The 23870-nt window shown below is 33.2% G+C and carries 14 protein-coding genes; 3 read left to right on the top strand and 11 right to left on the bottom strand.

The features are described 5' to 3' along the window. Positions 1-178 precede the first annotated feature (178 nt). From ppdK to ACY2LT_RS01680, 8 genes are all read right to left on the bottom strand, one after another. Positions 179-3001, bottom strand: coding sequence for a pyruvate, phosphate dikinase (gene ppdK / locus ACY2LT_RS01715; RefSeq protein WP_491815934.1), 2823 nt, complete (start codon positions 2999-3001; stop codon positions 179-181). 84 nt (positions 3002-3085) lie between these two features. Further along, the gene (locus ACY2LT_RS01710) at positions 3086-5620 is read right to left on the bottom strand and encodes a penicillin acylase family protein (RefSeq protein ID WP_491815933.1); all 2535 of its coding nucleotides are present in this window, start codon (positions 5618-5620) and stop codon (positions 3086-3088) included. Further along, positions 5617-6603, bottom strand: a complete 987-nt coding sequence (locus ACY2LT_RS01705) for an NAD-dependent epimerase/dehydratase family protein (RefSeq protein WP_491815932.1) — start codon at positions 6601-6603, stop codon at positions 5617-5619. Before ACY2LT_RS01705 ends, ACY2LT_RS01710 begins: the two co-directional genes overlap by 4 nt. A gap of 152 nt (positions 6604-6755) precedes the next feature. Then, entirely contained in the window at positions 6756-8615 is a 1860-nt protein-coding gene (pepF, locus tag ACY2LT_RS01700; protein WP_491815931.1) for an oligoendopeptidase F, read from the bottom strand. Positions 8616-8680: 65 nt separating this feature from the next. Further along, positions 8681-9805: a PAS domain-containing sensor histidine kinase gene (locus tag ACY2LT_RS01695; RefSeq protein ID WP_491815930.1), complete on the bottom strand. Its 1125-nt coding sequence runs from the start codon at positions 9803-9805 to the stop codon at positions 8681-8683. Further along, positions 9798-11570 (bottom strand): ATP-binding response regulator, encoded by a 1773-nt coding sequence (locus ACY2LT_RS01690; protein WP_491815929.1) that lies wholly within the window; start codon positions 11568-11570, stop codon positions 9798-9800. Before ACY2LT_RS01690 ends, ACY2LT_RS01695 begins: the two co-directional genes overlap by 8 nt. Positions 11571-11655: 85 nt before the next feature. Then, entirely contained in the window at positions 11656-12705 is a 1050-nt protein-coding gene (locus ACY2LT_RS01685) for a S66 peptidase family protein (RefSeq protein ID WP_491815928.1), read from the bottom strand. A 12-nt stretch (positions 12706-12717) separates the two neighbouring features. Then, a complete protein-coding gene (locus ACY2LT_RS01680; RefSeq protein WP_491815927.1) occupies positions 12718-15228 on the bottom strand; it encodes a glycosyltransferase in 2511 nt (836 codons plus the stop codon). A 198-nt stretch (positions 15229-15426) separates the two neighbouring features. On the opposite strand from ACY2LT_RS01680, the gene secA reads away from it, so the two are divergent. After that, the gene (gene secA, locus ACY2LT_RS01675; RefSeq protein WP_491815926.1) at positions 15427-18534 is read left to right on the top strand and encodes a preprotein translocase subunit SecA; all 3108 of its coding nucleotides are present in this window, start codon (positions 15427-15429) and stop codon (positions 18532-18534) included. Between the two features lie 95 nt (positions 18535-18629). Here the strand turns inward: secA and ACY2LT_RS01670 are convergent, their stop codons facing one another. Genes ACY2LT_RS01670 through ACY2LT_RS01660 form a run of 3 tightly spaced genes read right to left on the bottom strand, consistent with a single transcriptional unit; the run spans position 18630 to position 22992 of the window. Continuing rightward, positions 18630-20105, bottom strand: a complete 1476-nt coding sequence (locus ACY2LT_RS01670) for a sodium:solute symporter family protein (protein ID WP_491815925.1) — start codon at positions 20103-20105, stop codon at positions 18630-18632. Between the two features lie 20 nt (positions 20106-20125). Then, complete coding sequence (locus tag ACY2LT_RS01665) at positions 20126-21979, bottom strand: hypothetical protein (protein WP_491815924.1); 1854 nt, start codon at positions 21977-21979, stop codon at positions 20126-20128. 23 nt (positions 21980-22002) lie between these two features. After that, entirely contained in the window at positions 22003-22992 is a 990-nt protein-coding gene (locus ACY2LT_RS01660) for a chorismate synthase (RefSeq protein WP_491815923.1), read from the bottom strand. Between the two features lie 111 nt (positions 22993-23103). On the opposite strand from ACY2LT_RS01660, the gene ACY2LT_RS01655 reads away from it, so the two are divergent. Beyond that, a complete protein-coding gene (locus tag ACY2LT_RS01655; protein ID WP_491815922.1) occupies positions 23104-23559 on the top strand; it encodes a PTS sugar transporter subunit IIA in 456 nt (151 codons plus the stop codon). After that, positions 23559-23849 carry a DciA family protein gene (locus ACY2LT_RS01650; RefSeq protein ID WP_491815921.1) on the top strand — a complete coding sequence of 97 codons (291 nt, stop codon included), beginning with the start codon at positions 23559-23561 and terminating at the stop codon, positions 23847-23849. Before ACY2LT_RS01655 ends, ACY2LT_RS01650 begins: the two co-directional genes overlap by 1 nt. Positions 23850-23870: the final 21 nt, after the last annotated feature.

The following is a 23870-nucleotide window of genomic DNA, read 5'->3' as shown; positions in this document are numbered from 1 at the left end:
CTTAAACAATTTTTCAAAATTAATAAAAAAATTTGAATAGAAAAGAACAAGAATAGTATTAATAATAATTTTTCGACAGTTCCGATTTACATTAAATATTAACTATCAAAATATTAATGAAAAGGCGAGTTATAGAAACTCGCCTTAAAATACAATCAAAAATCATCTCTTTATTACTTTATTTTTTATCTTTTTTTTCTTTCTTTTTATCAGATTTTTTAGATTCTTTCTTATCTTTTTTTTCTGCTTTTTTAGCTAAATCTTCGCGAATTGCTGCACGTGCAGCAGCTAAACGAGCAATAGGAACTCTGAATGGAGAACAAGAAACATAATTCAAGCCAATTTCGTGGCAGAATTCAACTGATGATGGATCTCCGCCGTGTTCTCCACAAATTCCAAGTTTAATATTCGGACGAGCTATCCTTCCTTCGGAAACTGCATGTTTCATTAAGAAGCCGACACCTTCACGATCTATTGAGACAAACGGATCTACTGCATATATTTCACGGTTTACATATTCTGGCAAGAATCTACCAGAATCATCTCGGCTCAAACCAAGAGTAGTTTGCGTTAAATCGTTTGTTCCGAATGAGAAGAATTCTGCAACTTCTGCAATTTGTTTTGCAGTTATTGCACCTCTTGGCACTTCGATCATTGTACCAACCAAATAATCGAACTTAACGCCAGTTTCTTCCATTACTTTATTGGCAACGTTGCGAACAATTTCTTCTTGGTGCTTTAATTCTTTCACATTTCCAACAAGCGGAATCATTACTTCCGGAAGAACTTTTTTGCCACGTTTCATTACATTTACAGTTGCTTCAAAAATAGCACGTGCTTGCATTTCCGTGATTTCTGGATAGATTAGACCAAGGCGACAGCCGCGGAAACCAAGCATAGGATTGAACTCGTGAAGAGCCTCAACTCTTTCTTTAACTTTCTTATAATCTATTCCCATTTCTTTGGCTACTTGTTTTTGTCCGGCTTCGTCGTGTGGCAAGAATTCGTGAAGTGGAGGATCTATTGTTCGAATTGTAACCGGACGACCATCCATTGCTTCAAAAATACCTTCGAAATCTGCTCTCTGGAATGGAAGTAATTTTGCTAAAGCTTTTCTGCGATCTTCAACATTATCAGCCAAAATCATTTCTCTCATTGGACCGATTTTACCTTCACCAAAGAACATATGTTCGGTACGGCACAAACCAATACCTTCGGCACCAAATGCTACCGCATTGGCTGCCTGATCTGGCTGGTCAGCATTTGTGCGAACATTCAAACGGCGATACTCATCAGCCCAATTCATTATTTGCTCGTAAATTTTGTAAGTTGGTGCATCTTCAGGCTTTAAAGTCTTTTGCAGCAATACTTCAATTACTTCACTTGGTTTAGTTTCAACTTTACCAGCAATTACCTCACCAGTTGAACCGTCAATAGAAATCCAATCGCCTTCTTTGAGAACGACATCCGAACCTTCGACTTTCAAGGTGCGAGCTTTATAATCAATCACCAATGTGCCACATCCAGCAACACAAACCTTACCCATTTGTCTTGCAACAAGTGCCGCGTGGGAAGTCATACCACCACGGGCAGTAAGAATACCTTCTGCAGCATTCATTCCGGCAATATCTTCTGGCGATGTTTCAATACGCACTAAAATAACTTTTTCACCTTTCTTTGCTTCTTCAACAGCATCTTCTGCATTAAATACAATCTTTCCGGTTGCAGCGCCTGGTCCGGCATTAAGCCCTTTAGCTAACAAGCGATTTTCTTGCAGTGCTTTTTTCTTCTCGTTAATATCGAAAACAGGTCTAAGCAATTGGTTGAGCTGGTCGGGTTCTATTCTCATCAATGCTTCTTTTGGCTTAATGAGTTTTTCATTAACCATATCAACTGCAATTTTCATTGCTGCCATTGCTGTGCGTTTTCCGACACGGCATTGCAACATATAAAGCTTTTTATTCTGAATTGTAAATTCAATATCGAGCATGTCGCGGTAGTGTTTTTCCAATATTTTGCGAATTTTTTCAAGTTGATTATAAGAATCTGGATCAATTTCTTTTAATAATTCAATCTTATGTGGAGTGCGAATACCAGCAACAACATCTTCACCCTGAGCATTCATTAAAAATTCACCATAGAAATAATTTTCACCTGTTGCAGCATCACGAGTGAAAGCCACACCAGTACCAGAATCTTCTCCCATATTGCCAAAGACCATAGCCTGAACATTGACAGCAGTACCCCAAGATTCCGGAATATTATTAAGTTTGCGATAAACAATTGCTCTTGGATTCATCCAGGAATTGAAAACAGCACCGATTGCACCCCAGAGCTGTTCTTTAGGATCTTCCGGGAAGTTCTTACCAGTGCGTTCTTTAATGGCTTGCTTAAACTCAGATACCAATTCCTTTAAATCTTCAGCGGTAAGTTCAACATCAAGTTTTACTCCACGAGCGTGCTTCTTTCTTTCCAAAATTACTTCAAATGGATCTTCTTCATCTTTGTTTTCCGGTTTCATTTCGAGGACCACATCGCCATACATAGCAACAAAACGACGATATGAATCATAAGCGAAACGAGGATTGCCGGAACGTTCAATTAATCCTTGAACAGTAATATCATTTAAGCCTAAATTGAGAATAGTATCCATCATTCCGGGCATTGATGCACGAGCACCAGAACGAACTGATACTAATAAAGGATTTTTGGGATCAGCAAATTTTGCCCCCATTTCCTTTTCTAATTTTTCTATAGCTTCTTCAACCTGCTTATATAATTCTTTCGGATAAGTTTTATTATTTTGATAGAAATATGTACATACCTCAGTAGTAATTGTAAAACCGGCTGGAACTGGTAACCCCATATTCACCATTTCAGCAAGATTTGCACCTTTACCACCAAGGAGTTCTTTCATATTTGCATCGCCTTCGGCTTTGCCACCACCAAAATAATAAACATATTTTGGATTCTTAGTTTTTGATTTTTTTTCTTTTGACATTCTTATACCTCACATTTATAAAATGAAATAATGAAATTTCTCTTGAATACAAAAATAACAAATCGAAAATAATATTTTTTTATTTTATTCAATTTCAGATAATATTGGTTCCATTACAACTGAAAGATTTAAATCATTTGAATAAAAATCATTAAAATAATATTTTATGTATCCACCATTTAACCAAATTTGGACTAAATTAGAATAATTTGGGCTAAGCGGATCTCCACTAACACCACCTGGGAGAGAAAAATACAGAATATCCTCCCCCATATCGGCAACAAAACGAACCGATGGAGCAATTACTGTTTCATAATTATTGTATATTCTATATTCTGTATTATTGATTGTTGTGCTATTCCCACCGATTGGATATGGACCAACTGTAACCACTGAGCCAACAAAATCAACTTCTGAAAGTTTGTGTTTAAGATTAATAGTATGAAGATTTCCCCATTTCCAACTTTTATAATTTGTATTTTTGAAAATTTCTTGAGCTTTTTTAATTGCTTCCTTGAAACTTTTCACAATTTGATAATCACGTCTTTCTACATTCGAGGTTTTAACGTTATCGAAGAATATATTAAAATTATCTTCTGTAATCTCCATCAATTTTCTAAGTGGTATGCCACTAAGTAAAAGATACTTTTTATAGTACCCTTCGCCAAGGTCATCAAAAAAAGTATTATAAAGATATCGCTCTATAAATAAATTGAAAATTGTTGCTTCCAAACTCTCAGTATTTAAAACAAAATCCCATTTTTTGAAGACACGGTAAATATTTATTTCATCTGAATCCAGCAAATTCTTATATCTTTCAAGTATAGGAATGATATACATAAACATTTGTTTCGCATACATCGAATAATAATCAATTTGCATATATTGAGCGTCTCTTACAGAATATTCTTCGCTAATTAATAACAATTCTTCAATTCGCTCAATTCTTGAAGGAGGTTCCCAAAATGATGTAATGTGATAAGGTATTCCATCGGCAGTTTTGTTGTTGGCTGATGCAACAAATCGTTTTTGAGGATTATATAGCTTTCCGAAAACATTGCCTTTTGCAATTCCTAACCAACCAGTTTTATTTTCAAAAGCATTATTTGGAAAATTAGGATTGCAATTTATATCACGGATAGGAATAAATCCACTTGGAGCTATACCAATATTCCCTTGTTTATCAGCATAGGTAAAATTCAGAGCTGGGGCACTCCATAAATTCAATGCCTCTGTGAATTGCTGCCAATTTTTTGCTTTATTAATATTATACATATTAATAAAGTCATCATTTGCGACATTACCAACCCAGCGAAAAGTAAGAGAAAATTTATCGAGATATTTATTTTTTGAGTTTTTTTCATTATTAAAGATATGCAAATCAGAAATAATTTGCCCTCTTTCAGTAAATTTTCTATAGTAAACGTAATTTTCTTTGCCACGAATATTAACAGTATCTAGAACATAAGTAATTTCTTTTTTTATAGAATCATTTGAAAAATAGAATTTCCCAGAATTATCTACTTTTTCCACAAAAAAATCTACGTCATCAAGCATAACATTAGTAATTCCCCAAGCAATATTATTATTACGTCCTATTATTACCAATGGTATTCCAGGTATGGAAAAACCAAAAACATTTAGCTCATCTGATTGAATATGCATTGGTAGCCATCTTGCAGGCAATCCCACAGGAAGATGGGGGTCGTTTGCTAAAATTGCAGCTGATTTATTATTAAAACTTTTATTTCTTGCCCAAGAATTACTACCAATGGACATCCCATTCATTCCTAAAAAATCTCTTGTTTCAAAAATTGTTTGAAAGATTGATTTTAAATCATCTTTACAAATATTATCAAACTTATTATTACAGGAACGTGTGATTGAAGAACTATCAAGCTTAATTGAATCACGAGAAATTTCTGGAATAGAATAGTTTCTTGTCTTTACTGTTTCATCAAGAACAAACGGGCTATTGGAAGGATAGGAAGGTATTAGTTTCTTTGCTTTATCGTACCCAAACGAATTAGCCATTTCTCCGAAAGCAATATCGTAATAAAAACCGAGGCTTAACTCAAAAGCCATCATTTTACTAATTATTATGCAGTCATCTACTGTCCATTCTTCTGGTTCATAAGAAAGAAGTCCGAACTCGAAACTTAATTTATTTTTATTTTCTTGAATATAAAAATTAACACCGTTTGTATAAGATGTAAGAATTTGTAATGATTTTTTGCTTAATACATCTTTGGTTTCTCTAACTGTATTCTCTAAATTGAGAGTACGAAGAAATAAATCATATTTTAATGTCTTTTCACCAAAAATTTCAGATAACTTGCCTTTTCCAGCACGACGAGCTACATCCATTTGCCATAGTCTTTCTTTCGCGTGGAAATAACCAACGGCAAAAAATAAATCATTATCACTATTAGCTTTAAAATATGGAATACCGTAATTATTAGTAAAGATTTTCACAGTATCCATTAATTGAACAGATTTTGTGAATTGTTGTTTTTGAGAAATAGATATATTTTTAAGATTAACTAAAAAACTAATAATTGAAATAGCCAGAATAATAGAACAAAAAGAGATAATAATTATTTTGTAGGTATTTCTCATAGCCATTTATTTTGTTTGTACCAATCTATAGTGTTTTTCATACCATCTTCAATTGACATAAGTTGCTTGTAGCCAAAATCACGTTTTGCTTTTGCAGTTGAGCAGATCCAGTAATCTTGAATAAAATCAATACCTTTTTCGTAATTAAACACAGGGGGTTTTGCTGAAAATTTGCCCAGAAATTCTGAAATACCAGCAACAGTAAGAACAGCCCAGTGAGGAAGCCTTATTTTTATTACAAACTTTTTATCCATTTTCTCTGCAATCAAATTTATTAACTGTTTCCAAGTATAAAATTCTTCACTTGAAACAAAATATATTTCATTAGCAGTATTATCGCTTTCAGCCGCTTCAATAATTCCACGTGAAAGATCTTCAGAGTGAATCAAACTGATATATTTGTCCCGAAATCCTACCATAGCACCAAGCCCCATTTTTACTGTTCTGAAAACATCGAATATTGCAGTATCGCGAGGTCCATATACAGCAGGAGCTCTAACAACTGTAAAAGGTATCTTCCCCAAATAAGAAAGCACAACGTCTTCTGCTGCTTTCTTACTTTTGCCATAGGACGTAATCGGATGGCAAGGAGTAGTCTCATCAACTGGTTCATCTAATGATTTTGCTGGTCCAGTAACAGTTTGGCTACTCACAAAAAGAAACCTCTTTATGTTAGGTGCATATTTTTCAGTTACATCAAGCAAATTTGCAGTAGCATCTCTATTCCCACGTAAAAATTCTTCGTAATTTCTAGCAAAAGTAAGCCCCGCTATGTGATAAATATAATCAACACCTTCTACTGCTCTTACTAAGCTATCCTTATTATCTAAGCTTGCTTCAACTATTTCAAAGTTCTTGCCTTCTAACCAACGTAAGTTACTTGATTTACGAGCAATACATCGGACCTGGTATCCTTTTTGCAGAAGTTTATCTGCTACGTGACTACCAATAAAACCAGTTGCACCCGTAACTAATACTTTCATTTGTTTTCTCAAATTGTGCTCAATTTCTATTGCAATTTATCAAAACATTTTGAGATTTTATTCATAAATGAATAATAAATATGATTATCAATAAATATAAAAAAAGACAGGTCGAGCAACAACCTGTCTTCAAAAATTATAGAATAATGCTTTTAACTATTGAGAAGTTTTTCAAGTTCATCTAAGTATTTTTTCATTTTTTCCAATGTTTTGTTTACAGGTTCAGGAGTTGTCATATCAACACCGGCACGTTTCAGAACTTCAATTCCATAAATTGAACTTCCGGAAGAGAGGAATTCGAGATATTTATCAATCGCAGGTTTCCCTTGCTTTTTAATATTTTCAGCAAAAGCCTGGGCGGCAGCAAATCCAGTTGCATATTGAAAAACATAGAAATTATATTTGGTCAAATGGTGAATTCTTGCCCAGGAAATATATTCTTCTTCGTCTGTTACCATTAAAGGTCCCCAGTATTGCTGATATAAGTCTCCAAATACTTTCGATAGCTCATCAGCAGTCATTATTTCACCTTTGAGAGCTCTTTCGTGAGTTATTTTTTCAAATTCAGCAAATTGAGTTTGTCTAAAAAACGTTTGTTGAATATTAAGTAAGAACTTCTCAATAAGTGCAGCTTTCTCTTCTTTCGATTTAGCATTTTCTAACAGATAATCAAGCAAAAGTGCTTCATTAGTAGTCGATGCAACTTCTGCAACAAAAATTGAATAATTTGCATAATGATATGGTTGTTTGAGTTCTGTAAAATACGAATGCATATTATGGCCTAACTCGTGTGCTAAGGTAAACACATCATCTAATGTATTATTCCAGTTAAGTAAAATATAAGGATGAACCCCGCATCCACAACCATTTGAATACGCTCCACTTCTTTTGCCTTTCGTTTCATAAACATCAATCCATCGATTATCGAAACTCATTTTGAGAACTTTCTGGTATTCTTCTCCAAGTGGAGCAAGAGCTTTCAAAACAAGTTCTTTCGCTTCATCAAAAGAATATTCTTTTGTCAATGATGGGAATAAAGATGCATAGGTATCATATGGATGAAGTTCATCAATTTTCATCACCTTTTTCTTGATTTCACCCCAACGGTGCAAGAGCTTAATATTATCGTGAGTTGCTTTAATCAGATTTTCATAAACAGCAACCGGCACATTATCATCGTACAATGCAGCTTCAAGCGGTGAAGAGAAGTTTCTAATCTCAGCGTTAATTTTTCTTGTTTTCAGACGACCATTGTATAATGAAGCAAAAGTACCTATTAACTGACGATAAGGCTCATAATATGCTTTATAAATGCGTTTACGATAGTCTCTATCATTGGAATACAAAGCAGAACGAAATCTACCGTGAGAGATTTGAATATCGTTACCTTTTGAATCTTTCACGGAAGGAAAGGGTAATTCAGCATCATTCAAAATTCCATAAGTTTCACTTGGAATACTCATTACTGGAGATAATTTTGCCAAGAGTTCTTCTTCTTTTGCGGATAAAGTGTGTTTCTTCATTCTAAGCATATTATCGAGCGTTTGGGAATAATTTTGCAAACCTTTTTCTTGTTTTATGTATTGTCTGATTGTCTCTTCGTTGGCTTCCATAACTTCTGGCATCAAAAATGACGAAGCAGCAGCAAAATTGCTATACAATTCCTGTGTTTTTTGATACATTGTTTGATATTTACCGTCTGTAATATCCAGGTCTCTTGCCATCGAACTATAAAAATATAGTTTCATTAGTCTTTTTTCTAATGAATAATAATCATTGAAAGCATCTAATAAGTTTTTTGCAGATTTTGTTACTTTTCCTTTATGCTTTGAAATCATTGAGATGTCTTTTGTCAATGTCTGATAATCCTTTTCCCAATCTGCGTCTGTTTTATAGATATGAGTTAAATCCCATTTGTATTTGTCAGGGATTTCTTCTCGTGTTGGTAATGTTTGAGCAGACATATTAATTCCCAAAGTTAGTGCGATAATAAAAAAAATAATTTTCCTCATAATTTCTCCATTTGATGAAAAAATAATTGGTAAATTAATAAAAGTTATATTTTTTATAAAATGAATTATGCCAGAGGTAGAAAGACTGTGAAGATAGAACCTTCATTTAATTTGCTCTCTACTTGAATTGAACCATTGAATTTTTCGACTAATTTCCTTGTTACTGTGAGCCCCAAACCCAAACCTTCATATATTCTTTTATGACCTTCACTAATTTGTCTGAATGGCTCAAAAATAACATCAAATTTACTCGAATCCATTCCAATGCCTGTATCTTGAATTGTAATATTTAACATTTTTTCTCCATTCTCTTTTGTTATTATTCCACAATCTAGGAAAACTCTGCCTTTTTCGGTAAACTTAATGGCATTATCAATTAAGTTTGATAAAATAAGATAGAGGCAATTTTCATCAAACACAATTTTGGATGAATAGTTCTTCAAATTAATGTCAAAAGTAATGTTCTTTTCTTTAACAATTGGTTCGAAAGAATTATAAATGTTATATATCAATTCCATCAAATCAATGCTTTTGAAATTGATTTCTATTTGTCCGCTTTCAATAGCTGCAAGAGTAATAACCGAATTGAGAGAAGAATTCAATCTTTGAGATGAATGATAGATATAATTCAGTATTTCTTTTTCTTCCTCATTTTTTGTATTATTCATCAATATTTTTATAAATCCTAAAATCCCTATTAATGGAGTCCGGAATTCGTGACCAATCAAATCCAAAATAATTGATTTAAATTTTTGTGCTTCTTCATTTTTTTGTTTTTCAATTATTAAATTTTTTTCAAGAAGTATTTTCTCTTCCAAATCAACGCTAATCCCATAAACGCTTTTCACTCTTCCATAATCATCTTTGACAACAATTCCGCTTACATTAGCATGTTTAATAAATTCACTTTTCGTTCTATACTCTAAAATAATATTCTTAAAATCATCTACATATTTGAAACTATCAAACAGTTCAAGCAATTTAATGACAGAACTTTCAGAAAATTTTTGTTCCAATGATAGATTTACATACTCACCAACTGAATAACCGGTAAAATTTTCAATCGAGTTGCTAATAAATGTAGTTTGAAAATTCTCGTCCAAAATCCAAAAAATATCAGTAGAATTATGAAAAATAAAATCTTTAAAATCATCAAAATTTATTGATGCAAGTATTTGGTTTTCAACCATTTTGTTCTCCTGAAGCAGAAATACCAGTACCTAATGGAATAGTAAAATGAAAAGTTGTGCCCACATTTACAGTGCTTTCTACCCATATCCGACCATTATGTTTTTCTACAAATTCGCGGCACAGAATAAGGCCTAATCCTGTTCCACTTTCTTGTTTCGTACCTGTTGTGGAAACACTGTTTTGCAGGCTAAATAATTTTTCGAGATTTTCTTTGGGAATGCCGACACCATTGTCAGAAACGCTAATGCGGCAGAAATTATTATCATCTTCACGGCAAATAATATTAATTGTACCTCCCTCGTGTGTAAATTTGATAGCATTAGTGCATAGATTTCGTATTATTGTATTCAACATATTAGCATCGGTATAAACTTTATATTCTTTGTCCATGTCATAATTGATCGAAATATTTTTATTATCCGCATTGATTTTTAGCAAATTTATATTGCTTGTAATAAATTGTCGTAATTCATAGACTGCTGGTTGGTACTGAATAAGCCCACGTTCACAACGAGACCACATTAGCAAATTTTCAAGAAGTTCGTATAATTGTTTAGCAGAATTATTAACATCATCTAAAAATTCTTTGAGTTCTTCGTTTGATAGTTCATGGAACGTTTGCGAAAGAAAATTGGATACACCCATAAAGGCACTAACAGGATTTTTTAAATCGTGTGCTATAATAGAAAAGAATTTATCTTTTGTAATGTTACTTTCTTTGAGTTCAATATTTTGCTGATGAAGAATTTTTTGTTGCTCAATAATTGTTTCATTTGCAGTAGAAATATTATCAACCATTTTGTTGAAGAAATTTGCAAGATCGCCGATTTCATCATCTGATTCTACTTTAACTTTGATGCGATAATCACCGCTCGCAAGTTTTATGGTTGCGTGTTTTAATCTGACAATTGGATTGGTAATGCTTCTGGAAATCAAGATTGACATCACCAAACTGAAAATGATTGATACAACAAAAAATGGAACAATAAAAGAATGATAACTTTCTGCTTCTTCCTTTGATTTTTCAACTTGAACATTGATAATTCTTTTCATTTGATATTCAATTTCATTCATTTTGTTTTCATAATCTTTAATCTCTTTCGATATTCTTACAAAATCATTAAAAGCAATCAGATAATTGTCAATTAATGTTCTCATTTTTATTTTTTCGCTTTCAGAAAGGTTCAGAAATTTCAAATCATTCTTTATTTTATCAACTGTAGAATGGACTTTATTAACATACTCGTCTCGCTTTCTCATCATATAATCTTTTTCTCTACGGCGAGCTTCCAGTGTAAGAGCCAGCAAGTAATAGTTATTTATAGATTTTAGAAAGCTCTCGATTTGATGAATTTTGCCGCGAAATTCCCCTTCAATACCTGTATTTTCATCTAATCCAAATTTTTCAAGCAAAACAGTATATTTTTTGAAATAATTACTGTATAAATTTTTTAAACTATCTAAAATGATTTTATCATTGTTAGCAGGGATTTTTTGCGAAACTTCATAATATTTGAGAAGATTGTTTAAAACAATAGCTTTGTTGTTAGTAAAGATAGATTTGAAATTCGTGTCTCTTCTGACCAAAAGTTCAAGTCTTTTATTGCTGGATTCAATAATCAGCGATTCCAAGAGCAAGTATCTATAATTGCGTTCATTCAGATAGAGAGCATACATTGAGAAAATAACAATAAGCAACATTATTATTTCAATGAACCCACTTAAAAGTATCATTTTACCAAAAAGAGACATTTTAATTTTCATAAATCACTACAATCAATCCTAACAATTTTCAAAATTACTTTTGAAGTGTTAATTTTTGATAAACTAATTGTTAGGTTTCAGGTAGTTAAATTGTAGCCGCTTCATTAATTAACAATGTCCCTGCATCAGCATCAAGTATTGCCTCAATTGAATATGGTAAAGTTAATTGTTCATTGGTATGACCAAACATTAACCCATAAAAAGAAGGGATAGGAAGAGAGGAAAAATATTTATCTAAAACATCACCAAGTTGTAAATCCCAAGTTGGTGGCGAAGTTTTTATTGTGCAATCATTGCAAAATCCAAAAACAATTCCTTTTGCTTTCTCAAATTTACCAGCAAGTCGTAACTGATTTAACATTCTATCAATTCTGAATGGTTCTTCTGCAACATCTTCAAGAAACAGAATTTTATCCTGTGTATCTATCTCAAATGGAGTGCCCATCAAGGATGAGATAATAGATAAATTTCCACCTGTTAATTTTCCTTTGGCTGTTCCACTTTTAATTGTTCTAACAGGAAATTGTTCACGGATACCACTTTTTTGATTGGGATTTTTTAAAACTCCAATTGGCTCTTTGTAAAAAATTGTTTTTTCGAAAGAATTGGCTGAAAATTCTGTAAAAGAAGAAAGTAAAACAGGAGAGTGAAAAGTAACTAACCGTGAATATTTTTGTATTGCAATGTGAATTGCAGTAATGTCGCTGTAGCCCGTAAAAACTTTTGGATTATCTCTAATTAGTTCGTAATCTAATAAATCTAAAATTTCAGAAGAACCATATCCACCACGAATACAAAAGATAGCGTTAATATTTTTATCTTCGAAAAACTTATTAAGTTCATTTGCTCTTTCTATTCTCGATTTTGTTCTATATCCAGAACCTTCAAACAATAAGTTACTAAAAACAGGTTGCAATTTATAATGGTTGCAAACTTCCCTGGCTTTTCTTAAATCATCTGGGTCTGCTACATTTGTAGCAGGAGCAACAATAGCCACCTTATCCCCTGCTTTAAGGCACTTTGGCTTAATTAAAGGAAAATCTGAAATACGTTGAAGAGCAATATTATAGTCGCTATTAACTAATGCAAATACTCCAATACTACTCATTGATTTAACGAATTCTCGACGTTCCATATTTTAATCTTTTTAATTTTTATCCAGTTTTTTTGCCCATTCATACATAGTTTTTGCAGAATCGTATTGCCCAATTCTCTCAAAACACTTACCAGCCCCAATACAAGCACGAGAATTCTCAGGATTTAATTTCAATGCAGCAGAAAAATATTGATGAGCCCCTTCTAAATCGTCTTCTTCCAGAGACATTTCACCACAAAAAGTTAATATATCATCAAGTTTTTCTCCAAGTGTGCAGTTGAATTTTTCTTCTGTCCATCTGTCAAAAATTTTAGTCAGCAATTCAAACGCTTCATCATTACTGCCTTTTACTTTTAATAGTTTAGCATAGATATAATCAGTATCTAAATTGGGACGCAAGCTTAGTTTGATTGCATTGATTATTTTCTCAACTTCTTCGAAATTATTATTAGATAAGTAATATTGTGCCATTCGATTTAAAATATGGAGTTTGCTAAATTCATCAAGAATAGAATTCTCCTCTATTAATGAAGTGAATAGCCCAATAGCGTTTTCGTAATTACCAGAAATGAATTCATTTTCTGCAAGACCTAAAATAATATAGTCATCAGCAAAAACTGGCAATTTTTTCTCAGCAACCTGAGCTAAATTTGTTCCCTGCAAATAATCTATTCTTGATAGAAGTCTAATAGTGGAATTACGCCAAGTCCAGAATTTTCTCGCCTTTGCAGAGGCAATTAATCCAGCAGAATATACTTCTGTTGGATTAGCAAAAATATATTTTAAAGTTGCACATAGATGGTCTCGGTCAGGTTCAAGCAAATAGGCTTCATTTGTAAATAATTTACCGTCAAGCGTTTTCCCGATATTTATCTTTTCAGCAGATAAGTACCAGGCACATTTTTCATCAGTAAAATCATCGGTTGCTCCTCCTCTGGTAACCACAACCGGCAAACCGCACGCCATAGCTTCAAGAGTAGGAAGTGAAAAACCTTCACCACGATATGGGCTAACAAAAACATCACAGGCACGATAAAGAGACGCAATTTCTTCCTCACTCATTGAATCGTCAATGTAGATAATCTCAGGTGCATTTGGGTTCTGTTTTGCTCTTAAAATCATATCTTTAGCAGTTTGACCTCGGTAGAAACTATCGCCTCCCATATCTTTCACAACCAAGCAAACGTCATCACTTGCGGAAAAAGTCTGCATATATGCCGACAATAATATATCAAATCCTTTTCTATAAATTGTGCCACCAAGATAAAGGAATTTCATTCTTTTGTTGGTATTAAGTGGATATTTTTCACCATATGGTTTAAATAGTTTTGGATCAATACCATTTGGGATAACTTGCACTTTATCAAAATCGATACCTGAATTGATAAAGCTCTGACGAGAGAAATTAGAAGGTGTCCAAATTTCTGCAGCCTGTTTGAAAATTTCAACAAATTCGACAAGATGCACAGTATATTCCCAAGGTTGCATAATGATCCATTTGGCTCCTTTTGGAGGATCGGCTTTTGGTGGCCATTGATGACGAATCCAGACGTATGGTAGGCGAGAAATTTCCTCAGGAACATCTTGTTTATATCGAATATCATTTTCTTTCAATTTCTTATATTTTGGGAACAAGTCCGGAGAAAAAGCATCTGGTTCGTAAGGAATAATCGTAAGGTTTGCTGCTTCAGTTTCAAGAATATTTAAGCAATGTTCCCGATTAATCAAAGCAAGCGAATGATATACAAATTGGGAACCTTCCCAAACTATGTTTAATTGAGGTTCATTTGGTGTAATGCTCTTAGAATCATCAAACTGAATATTTTGTGTTTGATTTTCAAGCGAAGAGAAATCATTTGACAAATTCATCAAATCGTCAATATCAAAAAAATCTTCTCTTTGAACATTCTCATTATTTTGTTCTTGGGCAATAATCTCTGGAACTGAAGAGCTTTCAAATAATTCCTGTTCTATTTTTTTCTTAATAGCTCGAACAGTCATATTTAAATTAATAAAGCCTCTGTCCTGAGGAGTATCCTCTTCGTAAAATTCTGTAACAATTAGTCCAGCTTTATGTAACTTGTCTTTTATTGATTGCTCATCGAAAGCAACACAGTGATAATCTCCGGGATTAGTTTGCCCGCCAAAAATCATATACGACGCAACATCAGCATTCCAAACACCATTAACATAGGCATTAACTTGCAACCTTAGAGATGGACAACGAATAATTAATTCACCACCTGGCTTTAACACTCTTGCCCATTCATTTAAAATATTCTGTGTTTCGCGGTGAGAAAAATGTTCTAAAATATCACTAGCCAATATTAAATCGGCTGAATTATCAGGTAATTCAAGCTTTCTGACATCACCATAGACAACACTCGGGTCGTCGCTGAATAAATCTATATTTATGAAGCCATTCCTAATATCCTTGCCGCAACCTAAATTCAAAAATACTTTTTCTGGTAATGGATTGGGCATTTTGCCTGTAGCTTTTTTGTTTGAAAAACCATAAGGTAGATCGTTATCGAACTGAAGCCTATTTAAAGCATTATTCATTTGAACCTCAAACACTTATTAATTATTCAAATATGCAATAATTATGCCGAAAGTTACAAGTAAAATAATACTTTTATTATTTTTTTCAAACATTATAATAGTATTTAATTCAAAAACTGTTATTTTTGTTTCATATATTAAATGATATTGTTCTATTATTCGTTTTAAATAAGTTGTATATTTTTGGAATTAAAGAAAATGCTTAGCGTACTCAAAAAAATATTTGGAAGTAAGAGCGACAAAGACATTAAAGAAATAATGCCGATTGTCAAAGAAATTAATCGATATTTTGATGAATTCAACAGTTTAACTGATGAACAAATTAAAGCTAAAACCTTAGAATTTAAAGAAATCATTAAGTCCGCTGTTTCAGATTTAGAAAATCAGAAGATGGAACTCGAAAATCAGCTAAAATCATCTGAACTTACAGCTGATGAGGTGATTGAAATTAATGACAAAATTAGAAAGCTCGACAGAGAAATTTTTGAAAGAATTGAAGATAAATTAGATGAGTTATTGCCACAAGCCTATGCAGTAGTAAAGCAAGCTTGCAAGCGTCTTGCTGACCAAAGATTTGCATATACATACGCCGGGCAACACTATATCTGGGATATGGTTCCTTATGATGTCCAGCTAATCGGTGGAATAGTGCTTCATCAGGGAAAAATTTCAGAGATGGCAACAGGCGAAGGGAAAACACTTGTAGCAATAATGCCACTTTATTTAAATGCGCTTGCTGGAAAAGGTGCCCATCTTGTTACAGTCAATGATTATCTCGCCAAACGTGACTGTGAATGGATGAGACCTGTATATGAATTTTTAGGGCTTACGGTTGATGCAATTCAATCAAATATGGAACCTTCTGAAAGAAAAAGAATATACAATTGCGATATTACTTATGGCACAAATAATGAATTTGGTTTTGATTATTTGCGTGATAATATGGTGGTCGATTCTGAGCACATTGTTCAGAGACCACACTGGTATGCAATTGTTGATGAGGTCGATTCTGTTTTGATAGACGAAGCAAGAACACCTCTGATAATTTCAGGACCTGTTCCCTCTGCCGACCAAAAATTCGAAGAAATGAACCCAAGAGTGAAAAGGCTGGTTGAAGCACAAAACAAATTAGTTAATGAGATTGTAGCAGAAGCTGAACGACTACTTGCAACAGGAAAAAAAGAAGATCGAGATGCCGCCGGCGTTCTACTATTCCGCGCTCATCGCGGACTGCCAAAGCACAAAAAATTATTAAAATTGATGCAAGATGCAGAAAATTTAAAACTACGTCAGGAAACCGAGCTTTTTTTCCTGCGCGATAAAGGCGCCAGAATGCCTGAAATTGACGAAGAACTGTATTATACCATTGATGAAAAAAATCATCAAATAGATATTACTGAAAAAGGACGACAACTGCTTTGCCAAAGTCAAGAAGATCCTGATATGTTTGTAATTCCAGATATTGCTGCTGAGCTAAGCGCAATCGAAGGAAATGAAACACTTACCCCAGAGGAAAAACAGCAAAAAATCGACCAAGTATATTATCTTTTTGCTGAAAGAAGTGATAGAATTCATACGATTTCTCAGTTGCTAAGGGCTTATTCATTATATGAAAAAGACATAGAGTATGTAGTTCAGGACGGCAAAGTATTGATTGTAGATGAGTTTACGGGTAGAATTCTCGAAGGACGTCGTTATTCAGACGGACTTCATCAAGCAATAGAAGCAAAAGAAAGAGTAAAAGTTGAAAGGGACACTCAAACGCTTGCAACTATCACGCTTCAGAATTATTTCAGACTTTATAAAAAATTAGCTGGTATGACAGGAACAGCTGAAACTGAAGCAGCAGAATTTGAAAAAATATACAATCTTGAAGTTGTCGTTATTCCAACGAATAAGCCAGTAATTCGAATTGACCACGATGATTTAGTTTATAGAACAAAACGCGAAAAGTATAATGCTATTTTAGAAGAAACTAAAAAGATTCTTCAGGAAGGTAGAGCAGTGCTTGTCGGAACAACATCCGTTGAAGTATCTGAAATATTGTCTAAGATGTTCACCCGTCAAGGAATCAAACATAATGTATTGAATGCTAAGCATCACGCACGCGAAGCCGAGATTGTTGCATTAGCAGGAAGAAAAGGTTCTGTAACAATTGCAACTAATATGGCAGGTCGTGGAACAGATATTAAGCTTGACCACGATGTAAAGAAAAATGGCGGCTTGGCTATTATTGGTTCAGAACGGCACGATGCTCGACGTATCGATAGGCAGTTAAGAGGACGCGCCGGACGTCAAGGAGACCCAGGAAGCTCTCAATTCTTTATTTCTCTCGAAGACAATCTGATGAGATTATTCCAGAGCGATAGAATTGCTAATGTAATGTCGAAAATCAAAATACCCGAAGGCGAACCTATTCAGCACCCAATGATTACAAAGGCAGTTGAAAACGCTCAGAAAAAGGTTGAAGAAAATAACTTTGCTATTAGAAAACGATTAATTGAATATGATGATGTAATGAATCATCAAAGAGAAGTAATATATTCGAGAAGACGAGCAGCACTCAGAGGAGATCGCTTAAAAGGCGAAATTTTTGAGTATGTTGAAGATTATTTAATAGAATTGTATGAAACTCATTATCCAAACAAGGATGTTAAAGGATTACGCAATTCTTTACGCACAACTCTCCTATGCGATATTCCAATGAGTGAGGAAGAATTTGAAAAAATGAAGCTTGATGAGTTTGTTCGACGTGCGAAATCTATTGCATTGGAATTTTACCAAAAGAAGGAAGAAATGCTTAGCAGTGAATTTATGGCACGATTAGAGCAAGTTGCTATATTACAAACAATTGACGAAAAATGGCGTGAGCATTTAAGAAGTATGGATGATTTAAAAGAAGGTATTCATCTGCGTTCTTATGGTCAGAAAGATCCATTACTTGAATATAAGCAAGAAGCACACGATATGTTTTTGGAATTAGTAAAAGATATTAATAAATCATTTATTCAATTTGCATTTAGATATTTTCCTCAAATTGTTCGTTCCAATGAAGAAGATAGACGCAAATCCGCTCCAACATATAGAAATAGCACTTATTCACAAAGAAATGTTCAGTATGAACATTCATCAACAGTTCCATCATTTATTATGGGTGCTCCACAAGCACAACAAGCACCAGAAGCAACCACAACAAAGACAATTCGTAATACCCAAGTTAAAGTAGGTAGAAATGACCCTTGTCCTTGTGGGAGTGGCAAAAAGTATAAAAAATGCCACGGTGCAAACGAATTTGCTGAAAAATAATATAAACTAAATCGTGCTGATTAATTAGTGTTATGATAAAAGAGGCTGAGATTTATTCTCAGCCTCTTTCTTTTTTATATTCAACCCAAATAATATTACTTTTCAGGGAAAAGTTTTGCGAGTTGCTCAGGTGAAGGTTTTGGAGTTAATAAACTTACAATAAACAGAGTGCCGACAGAAATAATGATTGATGGATAAATACTCGGAATACCCCAAGGATCACCATCATACATAATAGACGGAAAGAGCGCAGGAATAATAATATCCAAAATAATCACTGAGAGAGTTCCAGAGATAATACTTGCAACTCCGCCAGCTTTTGTAGCACGTTTCCAGCTTAATGCCGCAATTAGAGAAGGAGTAATTGCAACACCGTATACTGTGTAGGCAAAATATGCATATTTCAGTACAGACAAATTCATTTTATAATATGTAGGAATAAATATCATTAAAAATGCTATAAAGCCGATTATCACAATAAATATCTTTTGCAATGCAACAATTTTTTTGTCCTCAGCATTAGGGTTAATAAATCTCTGATAAATATCACGAATAATATTAGTGGAAGGACTTAATAAATAATTCATCCCAGTGGAAATCACAACTACTACGGCTGCAGCAAGCAACAACAAACCAACAGGAGCCGGAGTTAAAAATTTTGCAGCTTGAAGAACAATAGAAGCAGGGTCAAAATCACTTTTTCCCCAGAAATATGATGATGCGTATATAGCAATGACAACTACTACTGTTTCGACTATAATCGTTCCAACAATCCATAAAGACACTGCTTTTTTTGCATCAGCAGGAGTTTTAGCACTGTAAAACTTTTGATACATACTTTGGACACCGAGAAGCAAAAACATTGTCGCTAAGAAGTATGAAAAACCTTTCAAAGCAGGGAAACGTCCAAATTCAGAAGAAAAAATTTCAAAATGAGATTGCGGCAATAATTCTGCTGGTGCAGACAATCCTCCAGAAGCAGCAACTACAAATGGCACACTAACAATGCACGCCAAAACAATAATTATTCCATTAGGTAAGTCTGTATGAGCAACAGCAATCATACCACCCAAAGCTGTAAATAGTATAACAAACCCTGCTGCAATTGCTTGTCCAGCTTCGACAGATATCGCACCATCAGTAATGACGTTTAATATATAACCACCAGCCCGGAATTGATATGATACAATTGTTGTGAAGGCAATAATCAATGCGATAGCACCGAAAAGGCGGGCAAACTTACCATATCTTTCTTCTAAAATATCACCGATAGTGTATTGTCCGAAAGTTCTAATTTTGGCAGCCAAAAAGTAAATAATTGCAATTCCAGCCCACGCACCGGCCGGCATCCAAAGCGAACTCCAACCCGCGCGATATGCAAACTCAGCCCCTGCAATAAATGTGCCCGAACCAATCCAAGTGCATACCAAAGTAAAAACCATTTTTGTTACACCTAAACTGCGTCCAGCCACCATCATATCATCTTTACTTTTAACTTTTTTGGATTGCGAAAAATTGTAAACCGTTAAAGCAATTAAATACAACAAAATTATAATAACATACCAATTCATAAAAACTCCTGAAAAGTTTATTAATTATTTAATGGAACTCTTATCCACAAATGATTTGGAAACTCGAATAAAAAATCATCTCGATATTCCTCAGTTTGTATAAAATTTGTTTTGTTTGGAAACAAATTTCTCTCATTTATCATTTTTCTAATTTTTTCATATCGTAATTTATCAATAAAAACATCAATGGAACTTGCTATATGATAATTTTGTTTAATCATATTTATCTCGTTATAGTTAGAATTAACAAATTCATCATAATTATCAGAAATTCTCAATAAATAATAGAAATATATTTTATCATTTTTTCTTTTCATAATTGGAGTTTTAGTAACACTCGACAAGATAGGAACACTTAAATTTGATAATGGGATAGTATCATTATCAATAACTGTGGAAAAACTAAAATCAAGAGCTTCGTCAAATTTACAATTTTCCAAACATTCTGTAATATCTATTTCAGATGAAAATTTATGCGAGCTAAGTTTTGTATTTTTAATATAATTATGCGAATTATTGAGAAAAACTAATAATTCATTGTCTAATGGAATATTTTCTGTTTCAAATTCGAAGTACAATTTTGGAACTTCAGTTTGAACAGTAGTATTTCGCAAAGTAATTTTCTCTTTGAAATCAATTTTGAAACAATTTTCGCAAAGGCTACTATCTGGAATGATAATAAACCTATTTTTATCGACCCTTACTTTACTACCAAAATCAATTAAATCATCTTGGAATTTCACTAAAGGGAAGTTTTTAGAAACAAGAACACGGAGTGTATCGTTATGATATTTGGAATAAAGAAAAGCAATTTGAAATATATAGTTAATAGGCGAATACTTTGTATAATCAAACTCGATTTCATTATCAATACATTTCATATTTAAATCAAAATTAAAATAATCGCCTGAGTATGCAAGTGGCACAGACAAATCGAGAGAAAAATATGAAACTATCCTTTTCGCTTTTATCTCTAATGGACTATATTTAACAATCAACAAAGGATTTTTTCTTTCTTCAATTTGGTTAATTTTAGGTCTCAGCAAATATAAATCTAATCCTCCGGTACCAAATGGTCTGTTGGAAGCAAAGAAAGCAAATCCATTTTCGAGCATAATAAAGTCGCTTTCATCAAATTCAGTGTTAATATCATTCAATGGAACAGGTTTTTGCCAAGTGCCATCGATAAATTCGCTATAATATATGTCATAACTACCGATGCCATACAACCCGTCAGAAGCAAAAAACAGAAGACTATCATTATACAAAAAAGGGGTGATTTCATTACCATCAGAATTTATTTCAGATAGTTCTATTGGTTCGCTCCATACTCCATCATTATTTTTGTATGAAATAAAAAGGTCTAAGTTTGTTTTGTTATTCCAATTTGAAGCAAAAATAAGAGTTCTTCCATCTTTTGATAAAGTAGGATGAGAAACAAAACAATCACATTGAAGTTGTTTTATAAATGTAGGTTCAGAATAATTATTTCTATATATTTCAGAAACAGCAAGATTAAGAACTGGAAATTTTGAGGTAAGGCGAAACTTTGATAAATAAATTGTACCATCCTCACAAAAAAAGAAATAAGAACGATTTTCTTTAGGATTATTTAGTTTACTTTTGTGAAGAATAGGTTTTCCGAAATCAAAACTATCGTTTGTTTGCATCCAATAGAGTTGCGACACACCACTAATGGTGGAATTGTAATATAAAATCGAAGATTTATTATCGAAAAAAGGAGCAAACTCATCTTTACTTGTATTGAGCACAGATAGATTTTCTGGTTTTTCCCATTTATTAATAAATTGAGAGTATGATTTTTGAAAAACAAGAATTGTTAGCAGAATAAATATATATACACAATATTTCATAATTGTAAGATAATATTAAAAAATTATTTCTGCAAAATTTGACTTTGTCTAATTAAAAACAAATCAGCTAAAACAATAGATACGCAAGCATCAATTATTGGCGGAACACGTAAAACATAACAACTATCGTGGCTGCCAGTAGTTTGAATTTCATCTATCGTATTCTTTTCAAAATCAAATGTTTGCATTTTTTTTCTTATACTGACAGGTGGATGAAATGCTGTTCGGAAAATAATACTATTGCCATTCGTAATTCCACCGATTATTCCACCACAATTGTTAGTCTCAGTAATTCCATCAGAGTTTATTATTGAATCAGCATATTCAGAACCCAACATTTTTGAGGAATTAAATCCGGCACCAAATTCAATAGCTTTGGCTCCGGGAATAGAAAAGATAATGTGACCAATTAAGGATTCAACACTATCAAAAAATGGTTCTCCCAGCCCAATAGGAACACCAGTGATAACCGTTTCGAGAACGCCTCCTAATGAATCGCCTTCTTCAACTACTTTATTAATCAAATCTTGATAGTCTTGTTTACCACCAATTTCAACTATTTTTGTATCAATACTGCAAGGGAAAATTTTTCTTGCAACCACACCTGCAGCAACAAGAGCCACAGTAAGCCTGCCTGAAAAATGACCACTTCCACGATAATCTGCAAATCCAAAATATTTGTGCAAAGAAACAAAATCAGTATGTCCCGGTCTTGGTTTTTTATAAAGTTCACTAGAATATTTTAATGAATCTTTGTTTTTATTTTCAAAAATAATATTCAAAGGTGTTCCCGTAGTATTACCATTAAATACACCGGAAGTAATAATTGGGATATCGCTTTCTATCCTTGGTGTTGTAGCAAAAGAACCGCTTTTTCTTCGGCTTATCTCAATTGAGAAGTCTTCAGGACTAAGTGCGATACCTGCTGGAACTCCATCAATTGTAATTCCAATATGAGAGCCGTGACTTTCGCCATAAACCGATACCTTGAATATGCGTCCAAACGTATTCATTACAAGGATTAAATGTTGAAAAAAATTTAACAAACATAGTAACATTTTTTTTGATAATCAAAATTAAATTCAGATTTTTGTATATTCAAAAACTCACTATTGAGGTGTGAAATGAAAATCAATGAAGTGCTGTCGAAGAGTTGTATTCAGGTTGGTCTTGAAGCAAAAGACAAACAAGATCTACTTGAAAAAATCACAGATTTGGCAATGAATTCAGGGAAAATATCAAATAGAAATGCTGTGCTTAAAAGCATAATGGAACGCGAAAAAATAATGTCTACGGGAATAGGTAAAAATATCTGCCTGCCTCACGCTAAAACTGAATATATAGATGGACCAGTTGCTGCAATGGCTACACTAAAAACCCCAGTTGATTTTCATTCACTTGATGGAGAACCCGTCAATCTCTGCTTTCTTCTTTTAGGAAAAGATAATAATATTGGTATGCATTTGAGATTATTAAGCAAAATTTCGAGATTTTTAAATAATGATGAATTTAGAGAAAAAATCCTGAAGAGCAAAACTCCGGATGAAATCATTAATCTTTTCGAAAGCGTTGATGAGTAATGAGTTCTAACAACATCCATTCATTAAAGGAAATCATTAATCAATTAATCGAATTAAACGATTGGGGCGAAGGAATTGCATTTGCCAAAATAAAAGAAGAATGGATAAAAATTGTAGGTGATACCTTCGCTGAACATATCGAACCTCAAAAGCTTAAAGATGGTGTGTTACAATTGAAAGCTGATTCGTCCACGTGGCGAACTGAAATTCTTATTCGTAAAGAGCAACTTATAGACAAGCTCAATTCATTTTGCGGAAAAAACATTATTAAATCTATTAAGATTCGTTAATTTTTCGTATTTTTGTAAATA

The sequence above is a fragment of the Eximiradius proteiniborus genome (assembly GCF_058546985.1).
This window is presented reverse-complemented; position numbering and strand designations above follow the sequence as displayed.